Genomic DNA, 24,477 nt, shown 5'->3' on the forward strand with positions numbered 1-24,477 from the left:
ATGCCAATCAAAATCCCCAAGCTGAGCCTCGTCGTCCTGGTCGGCCCCAGCGGATCGGGCAAGAGTTCGTTCGCCCGCAGGCACTTCAGGCCCACGGAAATCCTCTCGTCCGACACCTGCCGAGGCATGGTCTCCGATGATGAGAACGACCAGGCGGTCACCAAAGAGGCGTTCGAGGTCCTCCGCTTCATCGCGGGGAAGCGGCTGGCCCTCGGGAAGCTGACGGTCGTCGACGCGACCAACGTGCAGCCGGAGGCCCGCAAGCCGCTGGTGGAACTGGCACGGCAATACCACTGCCTGCCGGTGGCGATCGTATTGGACCTGCCAGAGAAGGTCTGCCAGGAGCGGAACCGGACGCGTCCGGATCGGGACTTCGGCCCGCACGTCATCCGGAACCAGAAGTCGCAACTGCGGCGTTCGTTTCGTGGGCTCCGCAGGGAGGGCTTCCGCCACGTCTTCGTGCTGGACACGCCCGAGGAGGTCGAGGCCGCCACGATCGAGCGGGTGCCGCTCTGGAACGACAGGAGCGACGAGCACGGGCCGTTCGACCTGATCGGCGACGTCCACGGCTGCGCCGACGAACTGGAGGCCCTGCTCAACTCGCTGGGATACGAACCCTGTGCGGCCATCCCCGGAGGCCCGACTCTGGACAGCGGCCTGGTCTACGCCCACCCCGAGGGTCGCAAGGCGGTCTTCGTCGGCGACCTGGTGGACCGGGGCCCGCGCGTCCTCGACTCGGTCCGGATCGTCCGCAACATGGTCCGGCATGGGTCGGCGTTTTGCGTGCCCGGCAACCACGACATGAAGCTCGTCCGCAAGCTGAAGGGCAAGAACGTCCAGATCACCCACGGCCTGGCCGAGACGCTCGCGGAGATCGAGGCCGTGCCGGAGGAGATGCGCGGCCCGCTCCGCGATGAACTCGCCGACTTCCTCGACGGCCTGGTCAGCCATTACGTCCTCGACGACGGCAACCTCGTCGTCGCCCACGCCGGGATGAAGGAGGAGATGCAGGGGCGCGGCTCGGGCAAGGTCCGGGACTTCGCCCTCTTCGGCGAGACGACGGGGGAGACCGACGAGTTCGGCCTGCCCGTGCGGTTCGACTGGGCCTCGGAGTATCGAGGGCGGGCGATGGTCGTCTACGGGCACACGCCGGTCCCGGAGCCGCAGTGGCTCAACCGCACGGTCAACATCGACACCGGCTGCGTCTTCGGCGGCAAACTGACCGCCCTGCGCTACCCGGAGAAGGAATTCGTCTCCGTCCCCGCCGCCCGCACCTACTGCGAGCCGGCCCGGCCCTTCCTGCCCGCCGAGGCCCAGGCCCCGTCGCTCACCGCCCAGCAGGCGCACGACGAGGTGCTCGACGCCGAGGACGTGCTGGGCAAGCGGATCGTGCCGACCCGCCTTCGCGGCAAGGTCACGATCCGGGAGGAGAATGCCGCCGCCGCCCTGGAGGTGATGAGCCGGTTCGCCGCCGATCCGAGGTGGCTGATCTACCTGCCGCCTACCATGTCGCCCTGCGAGACCAGCCGGGCCGAGGGCCTGCTGGAGCACCCCGCCGAGGCGTTCGCCTACTACCGCAGCGAGGGCGTCCCGCAGGTCATCTGCGAGGAGAAGCACATGGGGTCCCGGGCGGTCGTGGTTGCCTGCCGCGACGAGGAGGCGGCCCGGGAGCGGTTCGGCGTCACGACCGGCGAACTCGGCGTCGTCACCACCCGGACGGGGCGGAGGTTCTTCAACGACGCCGACCTGGAGCGACGGTTCCTGGACCGGGTGCGGGCGGCCCTGACCGCCGCCGACCTCTGGGGCCGTCTCGACACGACCTGGGCGCTGCTGGACTGCGAGCTGATGCCCTGGTCGGCCAAGGCCCAGGAACTCCTGCGGGCCCAGTATGCGGCGGTCGGGGCCGCGGGATCGGCGGCCCTGCCCCGGGCGGTGGCCGTCCTGGATCGGGCCGCCGGGCGGTTGGAGGGCGAGGAGCAAGAGAAGGCCCGCGTCTCCGGATCGTCGTACCGCCGCCGCGAGCAGGACGTCGGCCGGTTCGTCGCCGCCTATCGCCAGTATTGCTGGCCCGTGGAATCGCTGAGCGGCCTGAAGCTGGCCCCGTTCCACCTGCTGGCCACCGAGGGGCGGGTCCACACCGACAGGGACCACCTCTGGCACATGGAGACCCTGGCCGAGGCCTGCCGGGCCGACCCGGATTTGCTGCTGGCGACCTCCTACCGGGTCGTGGACGTGACCGACCCTGCCAGCGAGGCGTCGGGGGTCGCCTGGTGGTCCGAGTTGACCGCCGGGGGGGGCGAGGGGATGGTGGTCAAGCCGCTGTCGTTCATCCACCGGGGGCGGCGGGGCCTGTCGCAGCCCGCCGTGAAGTGCCGGGGGCGGGAGTACCTGCGGATCATCTACGGCCCGGACTACACGGACGAGGCGAACCTGGGCCGGCTGCGGTCCCGGGGACTCGGCCGGAAGCGTTCGCTGGCGATCGGGGAATTCGCCCTCGGGGTCGAGGGGCTGGAGCGGTTCGTGCGCCATGAGCCGCTGCGCCGGGTCCACGAGTGCGTCTTCGGCGTCCTGGCCCTGGAGAGCGAGCCGGTGGACCCGAGGCTCTGAGCGTGATGGGAGCGACGCGATGGAGATTGCCTACGCCCTCGAGCCGGGCCTGGCGGCCGAGGAGTTCCTCGACCTGCTGGCCCGCTCCACCCTGGCCGATCGCCGGCCGATCGGCGAGCCCGAGACGATCCGGGGCATGCTCCGCAACGCCGACGTCGTCGTCGCCGCCAGGGCGGGCGGGCTGCTCGTCGGGGTCTCGCGGGCGATCACCGACTTCAGCTATTGCACCTACCTGTCCGACCTGGCGGTCGATGTCGCCCATCAGCGCCGGGGCATCGGCAGGGAACTGATCCGCCGGACGCATGAGGCGGCGGGCACGAACACGACGCTGATCCTTCTGGCGGCGCCGCTGGCCCGCTCCTACTACCCACGCATCGGCATGCGATCGCACGACTCCTGCTGGATCATCCCGCGCATCCCCCCGGATGGGCCTCCCCCGTGATCGGAGTCGGCCCGGCGGACCGGGCACGGGCCCCGGCCCGCCGGTCGTTGCCCGGGGAGATCCCTCCGGATATCCTCGGGCACCGGCGGGGCCGGCGCCGTCCCGTCACCGATGCCGGGCCCGATCGCGCCCCCTTGGGGGGCTCTCCATCCCCGGCCCGGTGCCCCGACCGGCCCCTCAACCGTCATGACGGGAGTCCCCCAAGTTGAAGCCGATCACCTTCTCATGCGAGGCGAGGCTTGGCATCCCCCCCGAGGAGATCGCCCGGCGCATCCTCGACCTCGACCGCTGGCCCGATTTCGAGGGCTACGGGCCGCTGCCGGGGATCAGGGCGGCGGCCTTCGAGGCCACGAACCCCGAGGTGGTCGGCACCGTGATCCGGGTGACGAACACGGACGGGTCGAGCCACACCGAGGAGGTCGTGGAGTGGGACCCGCCCCGGCGGATCCGGCTCCGCATGGGAGGGTTCTCGCCGCCGGTGTCCCGCCTGGCCACCGGATTCGACGAGACCTGGCAGTTCGAACGCGCCGGAGAGTCCACCCGGGTCGTCCGGTCGTTCTGCTTGCATCCCAAGGCGGCGGCCGCCCGGCCCTTGCTCCGGCTCGTCTCACTCCTGCTCCGGAGGGCCGTCGACCGGCATCTGCGGCACATGCAGGACGACGAATCCGCCGGCGGGAGGCCGGCGACGCCGCGCGAGGGCGAGCCGAGGCGGCCGGGAGGCCCGGATTCGACCCCCAACACGGAGCACCCCCGATGACCCGCCGCCGCGTCGGCATCCTGGTCTTCCCCGAGGTCGAGGTGCTCGACTTCGCCGGCCCCTTCGAGGTCTTCTCCGTCGCCCGGCTCGACGAAGGACGCCGGCGGGAGGGGCCGTCCCCCTACGAGGTCGTCCTGGTCGCCGAGGCGCCCGGCACGGTCGTCGCCTCGGGGGGGCTGAAGGTCGTGCCCGACCACGGCCTGCGCGACTGCCCGCCGCTCGACGTGCTCGTGATCCCGGGCGGCTGGGGCGTCCGGGATCAGATCAAGAACGAGCCCCTGATTGACTGGATCGCCGGGCGGGCCGGCCAGCTCGAGCTCCTGGCGTCCGTCTGCACCGGGTCGATGCTCCTGGGCCGGGCCGGGCTGCTCGACGGCAGGAGGGCGACGACCCACTGGAAGGTCCTGGACTGGATGCGGGAGTCGTTCCCGGATGTCACCGTCCTGGGGGATGAGAACGTCGTCGATGAGGGCGAGGTCATCACCTCGGCGGGCATCGCGGCGGGGATCGACATGGCGCTCCGGGTCGTCGCCCGGCATCACGGCGAGGCGGCGGCGCGGGCGACCGCCCGGCACATGGAGTATCCCTTCCCCGAGGACAACCGGCGCCGGGGCTGACACCTCATGCCCGGACCGGATCGGCACGAGGAGGCCCCGCCCCGTCGGATCCAGCTCACCGGTGTTGCGTCGGGTCCGGGCCGACTCGGATGATCTTCTTGCCGAAGTTCTCGCCCTTGAGCAGCCCGATCAACTCGCGGGGGGCGTCCTCCAGCCCCTCCGTGATGTCCTCCCGAGACTTGACCCGCCCCTCGCGGAGCCAGCCGCCCATCTCCGACCGGAACGCGTCGAACTGATCGGCGAAGTCCCAGACGATGAACCCCCGGAAGGTCAGCCGCTTGACCAGGATCGCCTGCATCGCCAGCGGGACCCGATTCGGGCCCTCGGGCAACTCGGCGGCGTTGTAGTGGGCGATCAGGCCGCAGACCGGCACCCGGGCGAACCGGTTCAGCAGCGGCAAGACCGCCTCGAACACCGCCCCGCCGACGTTCTCGAAGTAGATGTCGATCCCGCCCGGGCAGGCGGCCTCCAGTCGTCCGGGCAGGTCCGGCCGGCGATGGTCGAGGCAGACGTCGAAGCCGAGTTCCTCCTCGACGTGGCGGCACTTCCGCTCGCCCCCGGCGATGCCGACGACCCGGCATCCCTTGATCTTGGCGATCTGCCCCACCACCGAGCCCACCGCGCCGGAGGCCGCCGCCACCACCAGCGTCTCGCCCGGCTTCGGCCGGCCGATGTTCAGCAGGCCGGTGTAGGCGGTGAAGCCCGGCATCCCCAGCACCCCGAGCGCGTACGAGATGGGGCCGTGCGCGGGGTCGATCGCCCGCACCCCGTCCCCGTCGGAGAGGGCGAACTCCTGCCACCCGGCGTTCGCGAGCACGAGGTCGCCCCGCCCGTAGTCCGGGAGGTTCGACGCGACGACCTCGCAGACCGTGCCGCCTTCCATGACCGCCCCGACCTCGACGGGCGGCGCGTAGGATGGCCCGGCGTTCATCCGGCCTCGCATGTACGGGTCGAGCGACAGGTAGACGGTTCGCAGCAGCATCTGGCCGGGGCCGGGCTCGGGCACGCCCGATTCGACCAGTCGGAAGTCGTCCGGCGTCGGCTCGCCTTGCGGGCGAGAGGCGAGGAGGACCTGGCGGTTTCGTTCGGCGGTCATGGCGCTCCTTTGGCGTTTCGGGTGACGCGTCTGCTCGGGCTTCAGGCGAGATCGGCCACGACGGTCACCCCGGCTCCGTCCCGGGCACACGAGACGCAGCGGGAGAACGGGTGACACCGAATTGCCCGGATGCCTTCCCCCGAAGGCCGTCGTCGGATCCTCCGGGCTCGTCCCCGAGCCTGTGGCGTCCGAAGGACACAGTTCGGGGAGATCCGGCATGATTGGCCTCGATGCCGTCCCCGATGACCTCTCGCCCGCAGCGGCACCTGCCGGGGCGAGCGAGCCCGTGGATAACGCACGCGATGCTGTCGGGGTCGTGCCACCGCGAGGACCTCGAATGCCAGATGATCGCCGTCGCCGCAGGCCTCGCACTCACCCGAGGAGACCTCCCGGGAGCGATCTCCGACCTCGTCGAAGCGAGACCCGCCGCAAACGCCGCGCCCGGCCCAGCCTTGCCTTCCCTTCGCCTCGGGAATCCCGGCATGGATGGCCTCACGGCCCGGCGACCTGGACCTCGATGCCGTCGGGGTCCTTGAAATAGACCCGGCCCGACTCCCGCCGCACCTCCAGCCCGGCGCCCCTGAGCTTCCGCTCGGCCTCGTCGGCGTCGTAGTCGGGGATCGCGTAGCAGTAGTGGTGCAGCCCCGGCCCCTCGCCCCGGAACAGGGTCAGGAAGAAGCCGTCGGCGCGGCCCAGGAAGCAGTTCTCCTCGCCGCCGTCCCGAATCACCTCCAGGCCCAGGTGCTCCTCGTAGAAGTCCCGCGAGCGGGCCACGTCCCGGACATTCAAGGCGATGTGGTCCAAGCCGGTGGCGCCGAAGGTGCTGCCGTCCTCCCGGCTTGCCTCCGCGACCCGCGGCGCCACGGCCATGGCCGCCCCCAGTCCCATCAGCCGGGCGGCAAGTTGGCGGCGAGACAATTGCCCGCGTTCGAACTGCTCGACAAGCGTCTCGGCGGTCGCGTGGCTCATGGTCGTCCTCCTCGGTGGCGAGCGGTCACATCGGAGGGGACACGGTGACGGCGTCGCCGTCGTCCCCCCCCCGTGTCGATTTCCCGTTGATTGAGTCTGCATCGCGCATGCCGAACGGCGCCAATCGGTGACCGGGCCGGTGGGCCCGAAGGGCGGAAGATTCGCGCCTCCGAGCGGCCCGCCAGGATCACCCCGGAGTGTCAGTCGCCTCGGGCCTCCTCCCCGTCCCTTCAGCCCCTCCCCCGAAACCCGCATACCACGTCCGGGCGTCGATCCATCGGCGTGACAATCCGTCGCTCCCGGATCGTCGCAAGTGCTCGAAACCTGCGACGTAAGTGCTTCCAGAAATGCGAGAAACGAAAAAAGCCCACCCCGTTTCCGAGGTGGGCTTCATCAGTGCCTCCCGAAGGACTCGAACCTTCAACCCGCTGATTAAGAGTCAGTCGGCCGATCCCGATAACTCTAAACCTGGGAACCGCTTACGACTTGCTCATGTTCCGGTTGCCCACCATTTACCCACCGAAGCCGATATGCCCCCCGATCTGGCTGAAATCGCTTCGGCTTGGTCGTCGCTTCCTGACGTTGTGAAGGCTGGGATCATGGCGATGGTCCGAGCTATTTAGGCTATCCTTGGGTCTGTTTCGATAATTCTGAATAACTGCCCTGATGCTCGCCAAGTTGCATCACGGCCCTTGACCTGCGTTCAGTACCCTGCAAAGCTCTAACCCCAATCATTTTTCTAGTCGCTTCAGTCATTGCTTGAATGTGTGCAAATGGTTGAGCCACCTCCTAGACGTAAACTTGCGATATGCAGGCAGAATTTTCCTCACAGTCAGTCCGAGTCGGTGATCGCTCACGTCGAAGTTCTGTGTGAGCGTCTAGCTCGTAGACTGATCATGGGAAAATGGTGGCAAGGGGGAGGTATTCCCCTATATCGCCTTATGTCAGAGCCAGACCAGAGATGGAATTGGAATGAAATAGCAAGATGGGCAGATCGTGCCGAAGAGTATTTTGGCTGCTATGTGCTCTTGGTTCCGCAAAGTGGAATGGTAACAGCCGAAGGTGCTGTTTTGTACAGAATCGGAGCACAGTCTCTCCTTGAACCGGGTCAGGGCACGGTGCACTTACAGTACCTTGCGGTTTCACCGTTGAACCGGAAGCGGCTAATGGGCAACGCAGCTGCCTACAAGGGTATTGGGACCGAATTGGTAGCCCTAACTGTTTATGCCAGCTATATTAATGGTTTCAGAGGTCGGGTGTTGTGCGAGCCGCTCGACCAGTCACTAGGCTTCTATATAGAGCGAGGTTTCGAAAAGATTGTAGACCAAGCTAGTCATCGGCCGTACTATGAATTATCTTCTATAAGGGGTGAAGAGCAGCTCGTACAACGTAGGTGGATTTGAGCTATGGTCCCCCCCATACATTTGGCCGCAGAACACAAATCGATTGACGACGTAAAATCTGAGGCACCATGCGAGCCTCTCGTTTCCCTTTTGGATTCAGGTGAACCAGCTATGGCTACAACTGGGCGAGATTTGCCCAGCCATCTGATCAGAGATTTGGGTCCTCGTATTCCAGTTTCAAATGACCCTGTCAGTCATCAGATTGCTCGGCTCTTGAAACTGCACCCAGATGTTCGCGTTGATTATTCCGGAATGGATTTGCGACGACTAGGCCCGGCCAAGAAGCGGCTAGTGCTGTCGCAGATTCTTCAACGGCTTGGGATTTCTCAGCCACCTTCTAGATCCCTGCCAATCGGTTGAATAATCGACGCTCGTCTTCAGAGCAGATGAGAAAGGCCCCTCTATCATAGGTGGAGGGGCCTTTCTCTGTTACATGATCAGGGTACTCATTTCAAACATTGTTGAGACCGGAAGTAGGCTCGTAGCAATTTTGCTGATTAGAGATAGCCCGGAAATTCGACCCGGCAATTGGCCTCGGCTTCCTCCGCCAGTCGATCGGCCTCGGCGTCGGAGAGCGTCCAACGCTCGTCCGTCCAGTCCGGCCACGAGGCCCACGGTTCGGCGTGCTCGGCCAGTTGGGAAGCGTACCATTCGGCATCGGCGGTCGAGTAGCCGACCCGAGGGAGGGGGTTCCCGAAGGTGTCGGTCGGGCGATCGAGCCCGAGGCCGAAGCGGGTGGTCTTGACGCGGCGGGTGCTGTCGAAAAGGATCGTCATGGGTGGGGCTCCTGAGTAGCCTTGCCCTCGGGGGTCGGGTGAGTACCAGTCACCCGGCCCCCTCTCGTTTTCGGGCTTGCCCTTTGCTCGCCCGACATGAAAGAGTATAATTCATGTGTACCCACAAAGTCAATATCGGTGTACCCATAAAATCAGAAAAATGAGGGAGCGATCCATGACGGACGCCACGCGCACCCGAGGCCGACCGCCGTCCGAGCGGAAGCGGACGGGCCAGGTCAAGATCCGGTGTTTCGAGGAATGGGCGGACTGGCTCCGATCGGCCTCCGACCAGACCGGCCAGGATGCGGCCGAGATCATCGCGGAAGCCGTCGCCGTATGGGCGAAGCGGAAGAAGCTGCCCGCGCCGCCGGAACGGTGAACCGACGCCCGGATCGAGGCCGATCCGCCCCGAGCGGCCCAAGCCGGATTGAATGCTTGCACCTCCGTTCAGTGGCGGGTATCGTCGCCCTCTTGATCCGCATTGAGACGGGATGAGGGGCGATGAGGCGATGGAAGGCGCGACGCTGGCTCCGGCCGACTTCGAAGACTTCGTGACACGCTGGGAGGCATCGGGCGCCGCCGAACGGGCGAATTACCAACTGTTCCTCTCGGAGCTGTGCGACGTGCTCGGGGTGCTACGGCCCGAGCCGACGAGGCCGGACGACGGGGAGAACGCCTACGTCTTCGAACGCGCCGTCACGTTCCAGAACGGCGACGGCTCGACCAGTACCGGGCGGATCGACCTGTACAAGCGGGATTGCTTCGTCCTGGAAGCGAAGCAAGGGAGCGAGAAGCCGACCGAGGCCGACCCCGCCGCCCTGGCGCCGGCGATCCCGAAGAAGGCCCGGAAGAAGGGGACGGCCGTCCGGGGGACGGCCAAGTGGGACGAGGCGATGCTGGCCGCCAAGGGCCAGGCCGAGCAGTACGTCCGCGCCCTGCCCGCATCCGAGCCGAACCCGCCGTTCCTCGTCGTGGTCGACGTGGGACACTCGATCGAGCTGTTCGCCGACTTCACCCGCCAAGGCCGGACCTACGTCCCATTCCCCGACGCCCAATCGCACCGGCTCCGGCTCCGCGACCTGGCCAGGCCCGAGGCCCTCGACCGGCTCCGGCTCGTCTGGAGCGACCCCCAGGCGCTCGACCCCACCCGACGCGCCGCCAAGGTCACGCGCGAAGTGGCCGGGGAGCTGGCCAGCCTGGCGAAGTCGCTCGAAGCCTCGGGGCACGCGCCCGAGGCCGTCGCCCATTTCCTCATGCGCTGCCTGTTCACGTTCTTCGCCGAGGACGTGGGATTGCTCCCCGAGGGGTGTTTCACCGACACCCTGCGCGACCTGAAAGCGAAGGGCGAAGCCCGCCTGTTCCCCGAGATGGTCCGCTCCCTCTGGGAGACGATGAAGACCGGCGGATTCTCCCCGGTGATCCGGTCGAACGTCTACCGCTTCAACGGGGGCCTGTACGAGAACGCCGACGCGCTGCCCCTGACCGACGACCAGCTCGATTTGCTCATCCGGGCCGGCTCGTGCAACTGGCGCGAGGTCGAGCCGGCCATCTTCGGCACGCTCCTGGAACGGGCCCTCAACCCGATCGAGCGGCACAAGCTCGGCGCCCACTACACGCCCCGCGCCTACGTCGAACGCCTCGTAATGCCGACGATCATCGAGCCGCTGCGCGAGCAGTGGGACGCGGTGAAGGCCGCCGCCGTCGCCCTGACCAACGAGGACGCCCCCGACGAGGCCCGCGCCGAGGTCCGCGCCTTCCTCGACACGCTCTGCCAGACGACCGTGCTCGACCCCGCCTGCGGCACCGGGAATTTCCTCTACGTCACCCTGGAACACATGAAGCGCCTTGAGGGCGAGGTCCGCGACGTGCTCCACGCCCTCGGCGACGAGCAGGCCGTCTTCGAGGGCTACGGGATGACCGTCGACCCCCACCAGTTCAAGGGGATCGAGATCAACCCCCGCGCCGCCGCCATCGCCGACCTCGTGCTCTGGATCGGCTACCTGCAATGGCACCTCCGCACCCTCTCCGGCAAGACGGTGGCCGAGCCGATCATCCGGGACTACCAGAACATCGAATGCCGCGATGCCGTGCTCGCCTACGATCGCGTCGAGCCGGTCACGGACGATCAGGGGAACCCCGTCACGCGCTGGGATGGTCGGACGACCCGGCCCCACCCGGTCACGGGCGAACCCGTGCCCGACGAGTCGGCCCGCGTCCCCGTGCTCCGCTACGTCAACGCCCGCAAGGCCGAGTGGCCCGAGGCGGATTTCATCGTCGGCAATCCTCCCTACATCGGCAATAAGCGAATGCGACTCGCGCTAGGGACTGGATACACCGATTCAATTCGAGATTCCTATCGAGAAGTAACCGAGGCCGTGGATTATGTGATGTATTGGTGGAGTCGTGCGACCGAAGCCCTGAAAAATTCGAAATCCAAAAGATTTGGATTTATAACAACGAATAGTATCGTTCAGTCGTTCAATCGGAGAGTCGTAGAATCAGCATTGGCCGATGGTGTCGCAATTGTTTTTGCTGTGCCTGATCACCCTTGGGTTGACGACACAGACGGGGCGGCAGTTCGAGTTGCGATGAGTGTTGCGAGTACCAAGGAAAAGTCTGGAAAATTATATCGCGTCAATGACGAGGGACGAAGTAACTCCGGCTCCTATGTCGGGGTCGAAAAACACCATGAGGGACTGATTAACGCTGATCTCACCATCGGAGCCGATGTGGCCTCTGTGATTAAACTCCGGTCGAATGAGCGTCTGGCCTGCCCTGGTGTACAACTTTCCGGCCAGGGGTTTGTGCTCATGGCGGAGGATCTGGATAATTTTTCAAAGAAGACGCTAAGCGAGCTGGTGCGTCCCTACATTATTGGAAATGACATAATCAAGCGGCCTGTAAAAAAGTGGGTCATCGACGCGGCTGGTCTATCGGAGCAAGTCCTTAGAGATCAATATCCTGATGCCTACCAATGGTTACTCGATAGGGTTAAACCGGAAAGAATTCACAACTCAAGAGAAAGCTATCGCTGCAAGTGGTGGATTTTTTCTGAACCTAGGCTAAAGTTTCGCGCCGCATTGATCGGATTAAAGCAATCTATCGTTGTATGCAGAACTTCCAAGCACCGAGCTTTCACGATTGCAGAAGGGAACTCAGTTGCGGAGACAACGGTAATTTCCATTGCTTTGGATGATGAATTTTTCCTTGGCGCAATGTCAAGTCGTATCCATGAATTGTGGATTCTTCATGGGGGAAAGGCAACCTTAGAAGATCGTCCAAGATACAACGTTAGCGTATGTTTCGATCCATTTCCTTTCCCAATTTGTAGCGAATCCGTTCAGGATCAAATCCGATCGTTAGCCAAAGCGCTCGACGCCCACCGCAAGCGCCAGCAGGCCGCCCATCCCGACCTGACCCTCACCGGCATGTACAACGTCCTGGCCAAGCTCCGCTCCGGCGAACCGCTGACGGAGAAGGACCGGGCGATCCACGAGCGCGGCCTGGTGTCGGTCCTGAGACAGATCCACGACGACCTCGACGCCGCCGTCTTCGACGCCTACGGCTGGCCCCGCGACCTGGCCGACGAGGACATCCTCCGCCGCCTCGTCGACCTGAACCGCGAACGGGCCGCCGAGGAAGCCTCCGGCCTCGTCCGCTGGCTCCGCCCCGACTTCCAGGCCCCCGACGCCGCCAAGCCCAAGCCCGCCACCCAGGCCCGCCTCGGCCTCACCCCAGACGACGAGCCCGAGCCCCCCCCGACCGCCCCCGGCCGCACCCCCAAGGCCGCCAAGCTCCCCTGGCCCAAGACCCTCCCCGAGCAGGTCAAGGCCGTCCGCTCCGCCCTCTCCTCCCACCCCTCCGGCATCTCCCCCGACCCCCTCGCCCGCACCTTCCTCCGCGCCCGCGCTGACCGCGTCCAGGAACTCCTCGACGCCCTCGTCTCCCTCGGCCAGGCCCGCGAACTCGACGGGGGCCGCTACGTCGCCTCGTGATTCTCCGATCGCCGATCCGGTCAAGCTCGGGATGATGCCAGGCCCGAATTCCGATTTCCTCGCTGATTCTCCGCACGCTAAAATGGGTTGAGTGGGGCAAACGGTGGAGTGTAGTACATCATGGCACTCGTCTTCCGCAATGGCCGCCCGTATCTCTATCGCTCCGTGCGACGGAATGGGCGGGTGACTTCGGAGTTCGTGGCGAGCGGGGAATCGGCCCTGCTGATCGCCCGGATGGATGCCATCGACCGGGATGATCGGGACTATGAGCGATGGCGCATCCGCGAAGAACGCCGCAAAGCCGCCGAGCGGGATGCCCGGCTCGATGACCTCGTGAAGCAATCCGAAGCCCTCGCCCGCGAAGCCCTGGAGCAGGCGGGGTATCATCAGCATCACCGGGGAGAATGGAGACGACGCCGTGTCCGACCCTGCGATCCCGACCGCCGTGAAGCCGCCCGAGAACGCCACGCCCGCGACGGTGCGGAGGATGCTCGATAACTGGCTCCTCGACGTGATGTCCGAGCGGTTCGTCGGGAAAGACCACCGGAAGACCCGGGACCGATTCGAAGCGGAAGTCCGCGCCGTCGCCGACGAACTGGCAGGGCCGACGCCGACCCCGATCGAGGCGACCCTCAGCCTGACCGCCGCCGTTTGCTGGGCAGAGCTGCGTTATCTCTGGGGATGTGAGCAATCGGGGAAGGACCGGACGATTGCCCAGGCCGACCTGTCCCAACGTCGCCTCGACAAGGCCCACGCCCGATACGTCCGCACCTTGAAGGCACTGGCGACCGTCCGACGCCTGGCCGTTCCCACCCTGCAAGTCAACGTCGCCCATCAGCAGGTTGTGAGCAACGCCCGCCCGGCCTGATCCCTCCCAGGCCCGCCGCGCAGCAGGGACTTCGATGGCGCGATGTGGTATACTCCCGAACACGGGTAGTCTCGGCTGATTGCAAGCGGCCGGGAGAACGCCTCGGGGCGATCGGACGGAACCCCTACGCCGTCCGTCGCCTCGGGGTGGCCCGTTCCATCGTAGGGGGACAACGTGATGGATGATCCGTCTCGTCTTGCGGAAGTCGTTCGGGCGGCCCGGTCGTTCTACGCGATTGCCGAGCGGGACTGTTACGAACCAGCGACTCCGGGCATCCCCGAGGCCGAACGCCGGATTGCCGAAGCGGCCGCCGAACTTGCGTTCAGGCTCGACCTGGCCGAAGCAGCGGAAGACCTCCCGGTCGTGTTGGGCAAGCGAACGCGAGCGATCCGCCGAGCGTTCACCGCAATCGTCGCACGGTTCGGGTGGCTGGCCATTGTCGAGCCCGACCGGGATTCCTGGATCGCCGATCGGTGGGAGCGGTTCGATAGCGAGGTTGTCATCCCGTACCTACGGGCAGTCCGGGCTTGGTTCGAAGACCCCGATTCCGACCCCCCAGCCGGTTTGTCGTTCGCATATCAGGAAGCCATTCGCCGCGATCTTTCTCCCGCAACCCTGTCGGCGGAGCAAGCCGCCGCCGTTGTTCCCTCGCTGAGGATGCGTGCCGGGGAAGGGGTCGTGTTTGCCGATCGCTGGCCCGAGGCCGGACCTCACGAATATCAGGCCCTTCTCGACGCGATCCGGGCCGCCGATCTTGTGTGCCTGGCCGCCGCCGAGTCCGAGGCGCCCGAACCCGCTCCCCTCGGGCCGCCGGTTTCCTGTACGCAAGGCGTTGAGCAGGAAAGTCCCAAGGCCCTGGCCGTTGCTGCTCCGCCCCACGAGGCGAACCCCTTCCCCAAGTTGTCGCCGCCTGGGAAGGCCCTGGCCGCCGCCTATGACCTGAAACGGGAAGGCCGCCCCGTGTCGATCAAGGCTGCGACGGAACGGGCCGGTGTCAATCGCTCCCACCTGATCAAGCGATACCCCGAGGCCGTTCGGCTCATCAAGGCCCTCGGGACTCCCGATGGCCGGGTTCCTCGTGGGTCGAAGGATCGCCAGACGGGGACCATCGAAGCCGCCAATGATGACGAGGATTGACCACACACCATACATGATGTCCATACACCGAAGATTTTTCTTCCCAGCGAATCACCAGACAGACCCACACCACACACCACACATCGACCACACACATCTCCCGATCCTACGGGACCGCCGCAACGGTGACGGTGGCCCTGGCCTGACAGGATCGGGAACATGCCCGCCAAGAAACGACCGCCGGTTGACGAGGGGACACGCCCCGAGGATTCCCCGATCGCATGGTTCGGGGAAATGCTGCTTGCGATTGACCGGGGTGACTTCGCCCGAGCATTCGAGGCGCAAGGCCAGTTGAACCGCCTCGGGTGGACCGTCTCGCAGTCCAAGCCCTCGGGGAAGAACCGCACGCCCCGAAACAAGGCCGACGGCCGGGGGGTGCGATGATGGGACGCCCCGAACCGCCCAAGGCCCCCACGAGGCCGCACGAGCCCGCCGTAGGACGCCTGGCCTATCGCCTTGATGAACTGGCCGAGGCCCTCGGGGTGAGCCGCAGGACCCTGGAACGCCTCCGCTCCGCCGGCAGATTCCCGAAGCCCGATCGCGTGGTCGGCCGGATGCCGTTGTGGGCACCGGAGACGATCCGGAAATGGATCGAAGGGGGTGGCTCTTGAACGTTCCGCCCCTTCACGTCGCCGAGCCGACACCTGAGAACGTTGCGGCCTGGCTCCGCCCGCTGGTCGAACCCGGCAGCATCATCGAATTGCGGGTGCTCGGGGTGATCGACAACCCGAATTATCCCGCGTTCACCGTGGCCGGGTGCTTCGACTCGGACCACCTCGACCCGTTGGCCAAGATCGCGCTTGCCTGGACCCCGAAGGCGGAAGGCGTCTATGTCACGATCAACCCCCTCGTGCCCGACATGCTCGCCCTGGCCAGCAATCGGGTGAAGCGGAAGCCCAAGACGACGGCCGCCGATGAGAATGTCGTCCGTCGCGTGGGGATCGCCTTCGATGCCGACCCGAGGCGCTCGCCCTCGGGGATTTCGAGCACCGACGAGGAGAAGGCCCTCGCCTGGGACCGGATCATCGCCCTCCGCGATGACCTGACCGCCCGGGGGTGGCCGCCCCCGATCCTGGCCGACTCGGGCAACGGCTATCACTTGCGCTACCGGGTCGATCTGCCGAGCGATGACGGGGGCCTCATCGCTCGGGCCTTGAAGGCCGCCGACGCGCGATTCTCCGATGATCGTGTCCAGATCGACCCGAAGTTGTTCAACCCGGCCCGGGTCATCAAGCTGTATGGCTCGATGGCCCGCAAGGGGGACTCGACGCCGAACCGGCCCCATCGGTGGACCGCTGTTTTGGAAGGCCCGACGAGCCGGGGTGATTACCACGTCGTCCCCCGGGAGTTGCTCGAAGCGCTGGCGTCGGAGGCCCCGTCGCCCGCTGATCGGGAATCGAACGTCTGGAGCATGACCGCCGGGACCGGCGCGGCCGATCGTGCCCGAGCCTACATCTTCGCCCCCGGCTTCCCGGATGCAATCGAAGGGGAGAACGGTCACGGACGGCTCTATCACGTCGCTTGCGTGCTTGTCGATGGGTTCGGACTGTCCGAGGCCGACGCCTACCCGATTTTCGCGGAGTGGAACGAGGCGAAGGCCAGGCCGCCCGAGTCGGAGAAGCAGTTGCGCCACAAGCTGGCCGACGCGGTGAAGAATCATCCAAGCCCGTCATGCAAGCTCCTGAACGCCCCGATGCGAGATCGGGAGGGATCGGATTCGGGTCGGGAGGGCGAGAGCACCGGGCAATCGGATGGCCTAACGATCGCCTATCGGCGCCTCGAAGTGAACCAGTGCGTCATGGCGGTCGATCGCCCAGGTGAGCCGAATTATGGATTCGTGCTCGCTGACGAGGGGGATTGGGCCACCGTCGTCTTCCGGCCCGGTGAGGAAGGCGAGGCGGAGGTCCGCATCCACAAGTCGGACCTCCGCTTGCAGGACGGGTCGCCCCTCGAACTCGGCGCCGGGGACGCCGAACCGGAATTGCTTACGACCTGCATGGCCGACATCAAGGCCGAGCCGGTCAAGTTCCTCGTCCCTGTCGTGATCCCGAGGGGGAAGCTGGTCACGGCCGCCGGGCTCGGGGGGGCCGGTAAGGGGATGTTCTGGTCGGCCCTCGTCGCGGACATGACGCGAGGCCGCCCGACCCTCGGCCTGGACTACGATCCGCCCCCGCCTTGCGACGTGCTCTTGCTCGGGTGCGAGGACGGCTCGGCCGACACCATCAAGCCGCGATTGCTCGCCAACGATGCCGACGTGCGGCGGGTCCACACGCTCGACGGGGTGAAGGACGCGAAGGGGAAGCCGGCCCCGTTCTCCCTGGCCCAACTGGCGCCGCTCGATGCCTACCTGTCACGTCGGCCCGAGGTGAAGCTGGTCATCATCGACCCGATCACCGGGTACGTCGGCGCGGCGGGAATCCGGGACCACCACGACGCGGAGCTACGCTCGATCCTCGAACCGCTGGCCAAGCTGGCGAACGATCGCGGGGTGACGATCCTGACCGTCAAGCACCTGAACAAGGACGAGGCCAAGACAGTCGCCAGCCGGGTCGGCGGCTCGATCGCCTATGTCAACGTCCCCCGCGCCTGCTTCGCCATCGCCAGCGACCCCGCAGACGACTCCCGGCGCGTGCTGGCCCCGTTCAAGTGGAACCTGAACGTCCCCCGGCCGACGTCGATCGGGTGGACCCTGGAATCTCCCCCTCCCGATCGGGTGGCCGCGATCCTGGCCGAATCCGACCACCTGAGCGAGGCCGACCGCGACGAACTCGGACGCCAGCTCTTCCGCCTGAACTGGCAGGGGCCTGTCGACATCTCCGCCGACGACCTCTTGCAGACCGCCACCCGATCCGGCAAGGCGAAGAATCAAGGCGAGATCGACCGCGCCACTGATTGGCTCCGCGAACGGTTGAAGGACGGGCCGGCGAGTTCCATCACCTGCGCGAAGGAAGGCGACGAGGCCATCGGCCGATCCTTCCCCGAGCCAGGCCCCGAGCTGATCGGTGACGAACTGAACAAGCAAGTGCTCGGTCGCGTGAAATGGTGGCGTGAGACGATCCTCAAGAAACGCCTCGCAGGAGAATCGAAGCGAGCCGGGTTCAACGGCCCGTATTTCTTCCGACTCCCCGAAACGCCCTGGCCCCCGACGCCCGAGGCCATCCGGGAGGCGGAACGGGCGAACGAGGCCGCCATGCCCTCGGGCCTCGATGCGCTCCATTCCGGGCCGAATGACGCCCGCATCTGGACGATGCGAGCCTCGGGAACCCCCGTGGAAGCCGTGGAAGCCATGGAGGAACCTTTAGGGGACGAGGATTCTACGGATCGGACTCCACGGGCCGACACTGCTCCGGCTGGCGATTCCGCCCTGCCCGTCGTGGCCCCGGATGACCCTCCCGACACGCGCCCCCGTGGAATCCATCCCGTGGAAGCCACCCCCCTTAAAGGGGACTCCACGGCTTCCACGGACTCCACGGGCGATCCCCTCCCAGCGTCCGAGGATCTGCCGATGACCGTCCGGGACGATCAGACCTCTTGTGAACAAACGTATTGAGCCATTCCGTCAATGACCGTACAATCACGACAAGCAACGTCTGCTTGCGCCAGCAAGCGACACACGCGGAGGGAAACGACCGATGGCATCGTTCAGGAAACGCGGCAAGGTCTGGTATTTCCGCTACTCCGATGCCGACGGGGTGAAGCGGGAAGCGAAGGGATGCCCGGATCGTCGGATGACCGAGGAAATGGCCAGGGAGGCGGAGTCGAAGGCCGCCCGGCAACGAGCCGGACTGATCGACCCGAAGGCCGAACGCTTGGCTGTCGCGGAGCGTCGTCCGATCCTCGATCACCTGGACGACTTCATCGCGGCCCTGACCGCGAAGGGGGGTGATCCGAAGCATGTTCGCCAGACGCGAACCTACGCGAGCCGGATCATCGAATGGGGGGCGATCCGCTCCATTTCCGAGGTGGCGCCGTCAACAGTCATGATCGCCCTTGGGGAGTTGAAGGCGGAGAACCGATCGGCCCGGACGCTGAATGCCCACCTGACGGCAATCCGGCAATTCTCCCGATGGTTGCATCGGGACGGGCGGAGCCTGGATAACCCCCTTGCCGGGATGAGCAAGTTCTCCGAGGCCGCCGATCGTCGGCACGATCGACGAACGCTCTCGGTCGAAGAACTCCGCAAACTGATCGAATCCGCCCACCGGGGAGAATCTTACCGGAAGATGACCGGCCCGGCCCGCGCCCTCTGCTATCGGCTGGCGGTCGCGACGGGCCTACGGTTCTCGGAACTGGCCAGCATCACGCCGGGATCGTTCGACCTGGACTCTAAATCTCCCACGGTGACGGTGGCCGCCGCCTACACCAAGAACGGTGAGCCGGCCACGCTGCCCTTGCCCCACGACCTGGCCGAAGACCTGGCCCCGCACCTGGCCACGATCGCACCCGAGGCCCCCGCATTCCCCCTCCCGGACAAGGGGGCCGCGATGCTCCGGATCGACCTGGAAGCCGCCGGGATCAAATACCGGGATGCCTCGGGCCTCGTGTTCGACTTCCACGCCTTGCGGTGCCAGTGTGCCACCCTGGCCGATGCGGCTGGCGTCTCGCCCCGAGTCGTCCAACGCCTCATGCGGCATTCGACCCTGGAACTGACCGGCCGCTACACGAGGCCCCGGACGGTCGATCTGGAGCAGGCCGCGCGGTCGATTCCCTCGATCCGACCCGAGCCCCCCGAGCGTGATTCAGCCCGTGCGACGGGGACGGATGGACAACCTATCAGCGAACGCTTTGCCCACCATTTGCCCACCGAAGGGGACGGATCGAGTCGCCCCGAGTCGGATACCGTCGCAACCCTTCATCTGGGCAGTGCCATCGACGATCGGCGCAAAGAGAAACCCGAGGCGGGTTTAGACGCCTCGGGTCGGTCTGAGCCGGATGTTGCCAAGAGTGCCTCCCGAAGGACTCGAACCTTCAACCCGCTGATTAAGAGTCAGCTGCTCTGCCGATTGAGCTAGAGAGGCGTGCGTGTTGCGAAGGAAATGAATCTTACGGCTTCGGGGCATCGGATTCAAGGGGGTATCGGGAGCAGAGGGGGAGGATGGAGGCGGGGCCGATGGGCGGGGTGGTCGGCACCGGGATTGCTGGCTGAGAGTGGATCGCCGATCTCGTGGCCTCTCCCGCTCATTCTTCCAACAGGAACGTAAAACCGTGTTTCAGGAGATCGACCTCCGCGAACTGGCCCGGCGTCGAGGGGCCGAGCGTGCCTTTGTGTCCCTCTATTGCTCGGGGCAGGGGGGGCCCGGGTTCCTCGACCGACGGGAGCGGCAGATCCGGTCGCTCCTGGAGGGCGAACCGGCCGAGCGGGAGCACTTCGACGAGACGATGGCGATGGTCCGGTCGGCGCTCGACGACCGGCCGCCGAAGGCGGAGGGGACCTGTTTGTTCGCCTGCTGGGCCGACGACTTCCTGCTCCGCTATGACTTGCCGGTCGCCGTCCCCGAACTGCTCCGGGTCGATGCGGCGCCGTACATCCGGCCCCTGGCCGAGCTGCAGGACGAGCGCGAGGATTTCCTCGTCGTCCTGGCCGACAACACCGCGACGCGGGTGCTCCAGGTCACCTCGGCCGAGGTCGACGACGCCGACCGTATCAAGGGGAAGGTCAAGAACCGCGTGAAGGTGGGCGGCTGGTCGCAGCAGCGCTACGCGAGGCGCCGGGACAAGCAGCTCCATCACTACGCGCACGAGGTCGCCGAGTCGCTCGACGAGATCGTCCGCGACGGCCCGTTCACCCGGGTCGTTCTGCTCGGATCCGAGGAGACGATGCGGGCGATCGAGGAGGCCCTGACCCCTCCGGTCGCCGAGAAGCTGGTCGGCTCCCAGGCCGTCGACCTGCACGCCGACGACCGCGCCCTGATCGACGCGGCCTATGCCCTGCACGACGACGCCGAGCGGGCGTCGGAGGTCCGGCTCTGGGAGCAGATCCGCGACGGCCTCCTGTCGGGAGGGCTCGCCGTGGCCGGGCCGGAGGAGGTCCTCGCCGCGGCCCTCGTCGGCCGGGTCGACTCGATCATCGTGACCCGCGACGCGAAGTTCGCCGGCCTCCGCTGCCGAGACTGCACGAACCTCTCGGCCGGGGAGCCCTCGACCTGCCCCGTCTGCGGCTCCTCGTCCGTCTTCGCGGTCGACCTGATCGACGCCCTGGCCCGCCAGCTCGAACTGACCAGCGCGACGATGGAGTTCACCGACCCGATCCCCGGCCTCGCGAAGCTCGGCGACCTGGCGGCCTTGCTCCGCTACTGAGGAGCCGGGCCGGTCGCGTCCTCGGGGCGTCCCCGCTCGCCGATCCGTGTTCCGCCACGGATCGACGGCCTGATGTGATCACCTCCCACGGGGAAGGGGTCGCGGGATGGCCGGCCGGACCGCCGTCAGACCCGCAACCCCCCGCGAGGGATCGCGTTGCGTCGAGCCACCCGCGGAACCGGGATGCCGCGTCGCCTCCCTTGATTTCCGTTCGCATCGCCCGGAAGGCCCCCCGCTGGGTGGCCGGGGACGGGCGTCGCGAGCCCCCGGACTCCGAGGCGGTCGGCACACGGGGGCTCGCGGCGCCCGACCACGCCCAACCCATCCCGATCGCCGGGCTCCCGGGCAATCCGGGATCAAAGGAAGAGTCGGCAGCCGCCCGCCGGGCCGCTCGCGGTATTTCTCGCCGATTTCCTTCGTCCAATATCGGTTCTCCGGCGTCTCTCTTGAAGAAGGAGACGCCCAGATCGTGACGCGAGACCGAGTCGAGAACCCCGGGCCAACACCGACCGAGGCCGCATCGGCCGAGGCCGTCGGCCCCTGGCCGGACGACGCCGAGTTGCTCCGGCGGCACCGGCTCGGCGATCGCGACGCCTTCGCCCGGCTCGTCCGGCGCTGGGAGGCGCCGGCCTTCCGGATCGCCTTCCGGGTGCTCGGCGACCGGGCCGAGGCGGAGGAGGTCCGCCAGGACGTCTTCCTGACCTTGCTCCGGGCGCCGGGCTCGGTCCGGCATCCCGAGCGGTTCGCGGGCTGGCTGCGCGCCTCGGTCGTCAACCGGGCCCTCTCGGCGGCCCGGAGATCGGGGCGGAGGCGAGGCATGATCGAGCGCCTCGGGCGCCTGGCCCCTCGACCCGACGTGTCCGGCCCCGATGGCGAGCCGGCCGAGGCCCTCGCCCTGCTCGAAGACTCCAGACGCCTGGCCGACGCGATGGCGGCCTTCGAACCCGAGGATCGTGCGCTCCTCGCCCTCCGGTTCGAGGAGGACTTGACCTTCCGCGCCATCGCCGAGGCGACCGGCCGGCCGGTCACCACGATCAAGTCCCGGCTGGCCGTCCTGATCCATCGGCTCCGTTCCAAGCTCGGAGGGCCGACCCGCCATGAGTGAACCGACCCCGAACGCCCCCCCGCCCCCCGACGGCGACCCCGGCCCGGACGCCGACCTGCGATCGGCCTTCCGCCGATCGCGCCCGAGTGTCCCCCCCGTCGACCTCAATGCGCTCTTCGCCCGGGAAGTCTCCGCCCCCTGGCGACTCGCCCGGCTCCTGGTCGGCCCGTGGCGGGCCGACGATCCCCGATCCCCGAACCCGAACCAATGGAAGGTTTCCACGATGCTCCGACTCGCCGCCATCCTGATTCTGGTGTCCGCCCCGGCCGCCTTCCTCTGGCCCGGCCGACCCGCCGCCGGCCTGAGCCTCGACGACGTCCGAGAGGCCGTCGACAGGGCGAAGACCGTGTGTCACACGTTGCAACAGGTCATCATCGACGGGGGGAAACCCCTGGCCGAGCCGAGGAAGAGCCGGATCCTGATCCGGGCGCCTTCCCTGATCCGGACGGAAATGGAGGAGGGTTTCGGGATCGTCGACACCGAAGCCTGGCGATCGATTCACGTGAATCCGGCCGAGAAGACGGTCACCCTCGTCGAGAACCTGAAGGAGGCCCGCGGGGAGGTGCCGGGCGATCTCGGCGTCTACTTCCATGACATGGTCCGGGGGCTCGCGGATCGCGAGGCCGAACCGCTCGGGACCCGGCGGATCGACGGTCGAGAGGCCGTCGGCTTCCGGGTCGAGGGGCCACTCCCCCCCCACGAGAACCCGCCCCCCTTCCCGACGACCTCCGACGTCTGGGTCGACCGCGAAACCCAATTGCCCCTCGAGGTCATCATGACGACCACCCTCGGCGAGGCCGTTGTGATCGTCACGATGACCGACTTCGAGTTCGACCGCGACCTCGACCCGTCCCTCTTCTCCTTCGAGCCCCCCGAAGGGTTCGAGGTGCGTCGGATCGGCGTGCCCGAATTGAAGCCGGCCCCCCCGAAGGAGGAAGCCGCCGCGCTCACGCTGACCGGCAGCAGCCTCGGGCCGGTCCGCCTCGGCGCCACGAAGCAGGAGTGCCTCGACGCCTTCGGCGAGCCGGACAGGGTCGACGACTTCGGCCGGGGCGAGGTCCTTGAGTACGATTCCCGGGGCTTCAGCCTGACCATCGACCGCGAAGGAGGCCTCCGGATGATCACCTGCTTTTCGGGGCACGGCATGGGCTTCGCCGTCCGCCCGTTCGAAGGCCGGACCGCCGAGGGGATCGCCCTGGGGGCCGATCGCGAGGCGATCGAGGCCGTTTACGGCGAGCCGGCCGACGTCCACGTCACCCGCCTCCGCGACGTCTTCGGCGACGCGACCCCGAAGCCCGACGAGCCGACCGGCCAGGTGAGCCTGACCTATCCCGACCGGGGGCTCACCTTCACCCTCCATGACGATGAGCTGTACAACATCATCGCCCAGCCGATGGGGGGCGATCCGCCGAGGGGCGATTGATCCCGGAGGCAAGGCCGATGTCGACATCCCCCCAGGCACTTCGCCCGTCACGATGCCCGCGCCCGGTCGGCCCCCGGACGGCCTGGGCATCGTCCGCGCCGGGATGGCCGAGATCGATCGCAGCGAACCCGCAGCTTCTGATTCCCGCCTCCCGTCGCGCAACGCCGCGATCGACCCCGGCCACCGGGAAGCGCGTCGCCGACCGCCCGACTCCATCGGCGATGGATCGAGACGACGGCGGAGATCCGCGAGGAGTCTCGGGAAAAAGTGACTGCCGCCCGCCGATTTCTCGATGTTCTTTGATGAGGACTCGACCTCCCCTTGATGACCGACTGACCCTGTCCGACCGCTTGAGCATCCACGCGTGGCCTGATTGTCCCATGATTGACATTGTTGTCCGCCCCCTCATGTCCCTGCCTTCGTGCGGGGCCCCTCGATCCCCCGCACGCCGCGCGGACCGAACCTCGGCGAGTGGCCTGAGCGATGCGCCGCGTGCCCCTCTGGCGGGGGCCGCTCCTCCCGAGCCACGCGGTGCGCCGCCCAGGCCACCCGCGGGGAGATTCCCGAAACGAAACGATCCAATCGCCGCAACCCACGATCGAGGAACGACAAACGGCCGACCATCCTGGCGCACCGGGCCGCGCACCCGGGGGCGCACCGGGCCGCGCACCGGGCACCCGCTGGATCGACCAAACGAAGCCATTTCCGGGAGTCATGGTGATCGGCAGCCCACCCTTGCGGCGCTCGTACTCGTACCTCGATTCACCGAAACGAACGGGTTCCCCGGACGCAACCCCTTGTCAGAAAAGGCCAATCGCTTCGGATGCGGTGCGCACCCGCTGCGCACCCGAGGGCGCACAGGCGGCGCACCGTCCGGCACTCCCGAGGAATCCGCCGTCGGTGCCGCAGCCTTCGCCTGCATCTGCCGAGACGGGATTGCTCCCGAGCGTTCTTGGGCCAGGAATGGACTCCGGGCCCGGATGGT

18 protein-coding genes, 1 tRNA gene and 1 pseudogene are annotated in these 24,477 nt (G+C 67.0%); 16 read left to right on the top strand and 4 right to left on the bottom strand.

Annotation, left to right across the window (positions count from 1 at the left end; genetic code table 11):
* From AB1L88_RS17775 to AB1L88_RS17790, 4 genes are all read left to right on the top strand, one after another.
* Positions 1-2,607: a polynucleotide kinase-phosphatase gene (locus AB1L88_RS17775; protein ID WP_367098024.1), complete on the top strand. Its 2,607-nt coding sequence runs from the start codon at positions 1-3 to the stop codon at positions 2,605-2,607.
* Between the two features lie 19 nt (positions 2,608-2,626).
* Positions 2,627-3,049: a GNAT family N-acetyltransferase gene (locus AB1L88_RS17780; RefSeq protein ID WP_367098025.1), complete on the top strand. Its 423-nt coding sequence runs from the start codon at positions 2,627-2,629 to the stop codon at positions 3,047-3,049.
* A 205-nt stretch (positions 3,050-3,254) separates the two neighbouring features.
* On the top strand, positions 3,255-3,806 hold the full coding sequence (locus AB1L88_RS17785) for an SRPBCC family protein (protein WP_367098026.1): 552 nt from the start codon (positions 3,255-3,257) through the stop codon (positions 3,804-3,806).
* The gene (locus AB1L88_RS17790; RefSeq protein WP_367098027.1) at positions 3,803-4,423 is read left to right on the top strand and encodes a DJ-1/PfpI family protein; all 621 of its coding nucleotides are present in this window, start codon (positions 3,803-3,805) and stop codon (positions 4,421-4,423) included. Before AB1L88_RS17785 ends, AB1L88_RS17790 begins: the two co-directional genes overlap by 4 nt.
* A 55-nt stretch (positions 4,424-4,478) precedes the next feature.
* Here the strand turns inward: AB1L88_RS17790 and AB1L88_RS17795 are convergent, their stop codons facing one another.
* The 3 genes from AB1L88_RS17795 to AB1L88_RS17805 form a co-directional block, all read right to left on the bottom strand.
* The gene (locus AB1L88_RS17795; protein WP_367098028.1) at positions 4,479-5,519 is read right to left on the bottom strand and encodes an NADP-dependent oxidoreductase; all 1,041 of its coding nucleotides are present in this window, start codon (positions 5,517-5,519) and stop codon (positions 4,479-4,481) included.
* A 492-nt stretch (positions 5,520-6,011) separates the two neighbouring features.
* Positions 6,012-6,488, bottom strand: a complete 477-nt coding sequence (locus AB1L88_RS17800; protein ID WP_367098029.1) for a VOC family protein — start codon at positions 6,486-6,488, stop codon at positions 6,012-6,014.
* 1,900 nt (positions 6,489-8,388) lie between these two features.
* Entirely contained in the window at positions 8,389-8,667 is a 279-nt protein-coding gene (locus AB1L88_RS17805; protein WP_367098030.1) for a hypothetical protein, read from the bottom strand.
* Positions 8,668-8,842: 175 nt separating this feature from the next.
* Here AB1L88_RS17805 and AB1L88_RS17810 point away from each other — a divergent pair, with 175 nt between their 5' ends.
* The 9 genes and pseudogenes from AB1L88_RS17810 to AB1L88_RS17850 all read left to right on the top strand — a co-directional run.
* Positions 8,843-9,046 carry a hypothetical protein gene (locus AB1L88_RS17810; RefSeq protein WP_367098031.1) on the top strand — a complete coding sequence of 68 codons (204 nt, stop codon included), beginning with the start codon at positions 8,843-8,845 and terminating at the stop codon, positions 9,044-9,046.
* 130 nt (positions 9,047-9,176) lie between these two features.
* The gene (locus AB1L88_RS17815) at positions 9,177-12,662 is read left to right on the top strand and encodes a DNA methyltransferase (RefSeq protein WP_367098032.1); all 3,486 of its coding nucleotides are present in this window, start codon (positions 9,177-9,179) and stop codon (positions 12,660-12,662) included.
* Positions 12,663-12,782: 120 nt separating this feature from the next.
* On the top strand, positions 12,783-13,160 hold the full coding sequence (locus AB1L88_RS17820) for a hypothetical protein (RefSeq protein ID WP_367098033.1): 378 nt from the start codon (positions 12,783-12,785) through the stop codon (positions 13,158-13,160).
* Positions 13,081-13,530: a hypothetical protein gene (locus AB1L88_RS17825; RefSeq protein WP_367098034.1), complete on the top strand. Its 450-nt coding sequence runs from the start codon at positions 13,081-13,083 to the stop codon at positions 13,528-13,530. Before AB1L88_RS17820 ends, AB1L88_RS17825 begins: the two co-directional genes overlap by 80 nt.
* 177 nt (positions 13,531-13,707) lie before the next feature.
* The gene (locus AB1L88_RS17830) at positions 13,708-14,667 is read left to right on the top strand and encodes a hypothetical protein (protein WP_367098035.1); all 960 of its coding nucleotides are present in this window, start codon (positions 13,708-13,710) and stop codon (positions 14,665-14,667) included.
* A 234-nt stretch (positions 14,668-14,901) separates the two neighbouring features.
* Positions 14,902-15,051 carry a hypothetical protein gene (locus AB1L88_RS17835; RefSeq protein ID WP_367098036.1) on the top strand — a complete coding sequence of 50 codons (150 nt, stop codon included), beginning with the start codon at positions 14,902-14,904 and terminating at the stop codon, positions 15,049-15,051.
* Complete coding sequence (locus AB1L88_RS17840; RefSeq protein WP_367098037.1) at positions 15,048-15,278, top strand: helix-turn-helix domain-containing protein; 231 nt, start codon at positions 15,048-15,050, stop codon at positions 15,276-15,278. The genes AB1L88_RS17835 and AB1L88_RS17840 overlap by 4 nt, the downstream gene beginning before the upstream one ends.
* Positions 15,275-18,217 carry an AAA family ATPase gene (locus tag AB1L88_RS17845; protein ID WP_367098038.1) on the top strand — a complete coding sequence of 981 codons (2,943 nt, stop codon included), beginning with the start codon at positions 15,275-15,277 and terminating at the stop codon, positions 18,215-18,217. The genes AB1L88_RS17840 and AB1L88_RS17845 overlap by 4 nt, the downstream gene beginning before the upstream one ends.
* A 562-nt stretch (positions 18,218-18,779) precedes the next feature.
* Positions 18,780-19,325 (top strand): annotated as a pseudogene (locus tag AB1L88_RS17850) (tyrosine-type recombinase/integrase); the annotation flags it as partial.
* A 287-nt stretch (positions 19,326-19,612) separates the two neighbouring features.
* On the opposite strand, the gene AB1L88_RS17855 reads toward AB1L88_RS17850, so the two are convergent.
* Positions 19,613-19,685: transfer RNA gene (locus AB1L88_RS17855), tRNA-Lys, on the bottom strand.
* A gap of 187 nt (positions 19,686-19,872) precedes the next feature.
* Between AB1L88_RS17855 and AB1L88_RS17860 the strand changes: the two genes are divergently transcribed.
* From AB1L88_RS17860 to AB1L88_RS17870, 3 genes are all read left to right on the top strand, one after another.
* On the top strand, positions 19,873-20,964 hold the full coding sequence (locus tag AB1L88_RS17860) for a Vms1/Ankzf1 family peptidyl-tRNA hydrolase (RefSeq protein WP_367098039.1): 1,092 nt from the start codon (positions 19,873-19,875) through the stop codon (positions 20,962-20,964).
* Between the two features lie 469 nt (positions 20,965-21,433).
* Positions 21,434-22,069 (top strand): sigma-70 family RNA polymerase sigma factor, encoded by a 636-nt coding sequence (locus AB1L88_RS17865; protein WP_367098040.1) that lies wholly within the window; start codon positions 21,434-21,436, stop codon positions 22,067-22,069.
* A complete protein-coding gene (locus tag AB1L88_RS17870; RefSeq protein WP_367098041.1) occupies positions 22,062-23,492 on the top strand; it encodes a hypothetical protein in 1,431 nt (476 codons plus the stop codon). The genes AB1L88_RS17865 and AB1L88_RS17870 overlap by 8 nt, the downstream gene beginning before the upstream one ends.
* Positions 23,493-24,477 lie beyond the last annotated feature (985 nt).

Source organism: Tautonia sp. JC769 (assembly GCF_040717455.1).
Taxonomy (GTDB): Bacteria; Planctomycetota; Planctomycetia; order Isosphaerales; family Isosphaeraceae; genus Tautonia.

Coding starts and splice junctions, on each gene's coding strand:
- AB1L88_RS17840 (WP_367098037.1), top strand. CDS start 15,048: ATGATGGGACGCCCCGAACCGCCCAAGGCCCCCACGAGGCCGCACGAG.
- AB1L88_RS17835 (WP_367098036.1), top strand. CDS start 14,902: ATGCTGCTTGCGATTGACCGGGGTGACTTCGCCCGAGCATTCGAGGCG.
- AB1L88_RS17820 (WP_367098033.1), top strand. CDS start 12,783: ATGGCACTCGTCTTCCGCAATGGCCGCCCGTATCTCTATCGCTCCGTG.
- AB1L88_RS17800 (WP_367098029.1), bottom strand. CDS start 6,488: ATGAGCCACGCGACCGCCGAGACGCTTGTCGAGCAGTTCGAACGCGGG.
- AB1L88_RS17775 (WP_367098024.1), top strand. CDS start 1: ATGCCAATCAAAATCCCCAAGCTGAGCCTCGTCGTCCTGGTCGGCCCC.
- AB1L88_RS17795 (WP_367098028.1), bottom strand. CDS start 5,519: ATGACCGCCGAACGAAACCGCCAGGTCCTCCTCGCCTCTCGCCCGCAA.
- AB1L88_RS17805 (WP_367098030.1), bottom strand. CDS start 8,667: ATGACGATCCTTTTCGACAGCACCCGCCGCGTCAAGACCACCCGCTTC.
- AB1L88_RS17830 (WP_367098035.1), top strand. CDS start 13,708: ATGGATGATCCGTCTCGTCTTGCGGAAGTCGTTCGGGCGGCCCGGTCG.
- AB1L88_RS17870 (WP_367098041.1), top strand. CDS start 22,062: ATGAGTGAACCGACCCCGAACGCCCCCCCGCCCCCCGACGGCGACCCC.
- AB1L88_RS17810 (WP_367098031.1), top strand. CDS start 8,843: ATGACGGACGCCACGCGCACCCGAGGCCGACCGCCGTCCGAGCGGAAG.
- AB1L88_RS17815 (WP_367098032.1), top strand. CDS start 9,177: ATGGAAGGCGCGACGCTGGCTCCGGCCGACTTCGAAGACTTCGTGACA.
- AB1L88_RS17790 (WP_367098027.1), top strand. CDS start 3,803: ATGACCCGCCGCCGCGTCGGCATCCTGGTCTTCCCCGAGGTCGAGGTG.
- AB1L88_RS17780 (WP_367098025.1), top strand. CDS start 2,627: ATGGAGATTGCCTACGCCCTCGAGCCGGGCCTGGCGGCCGAGGAGTTC.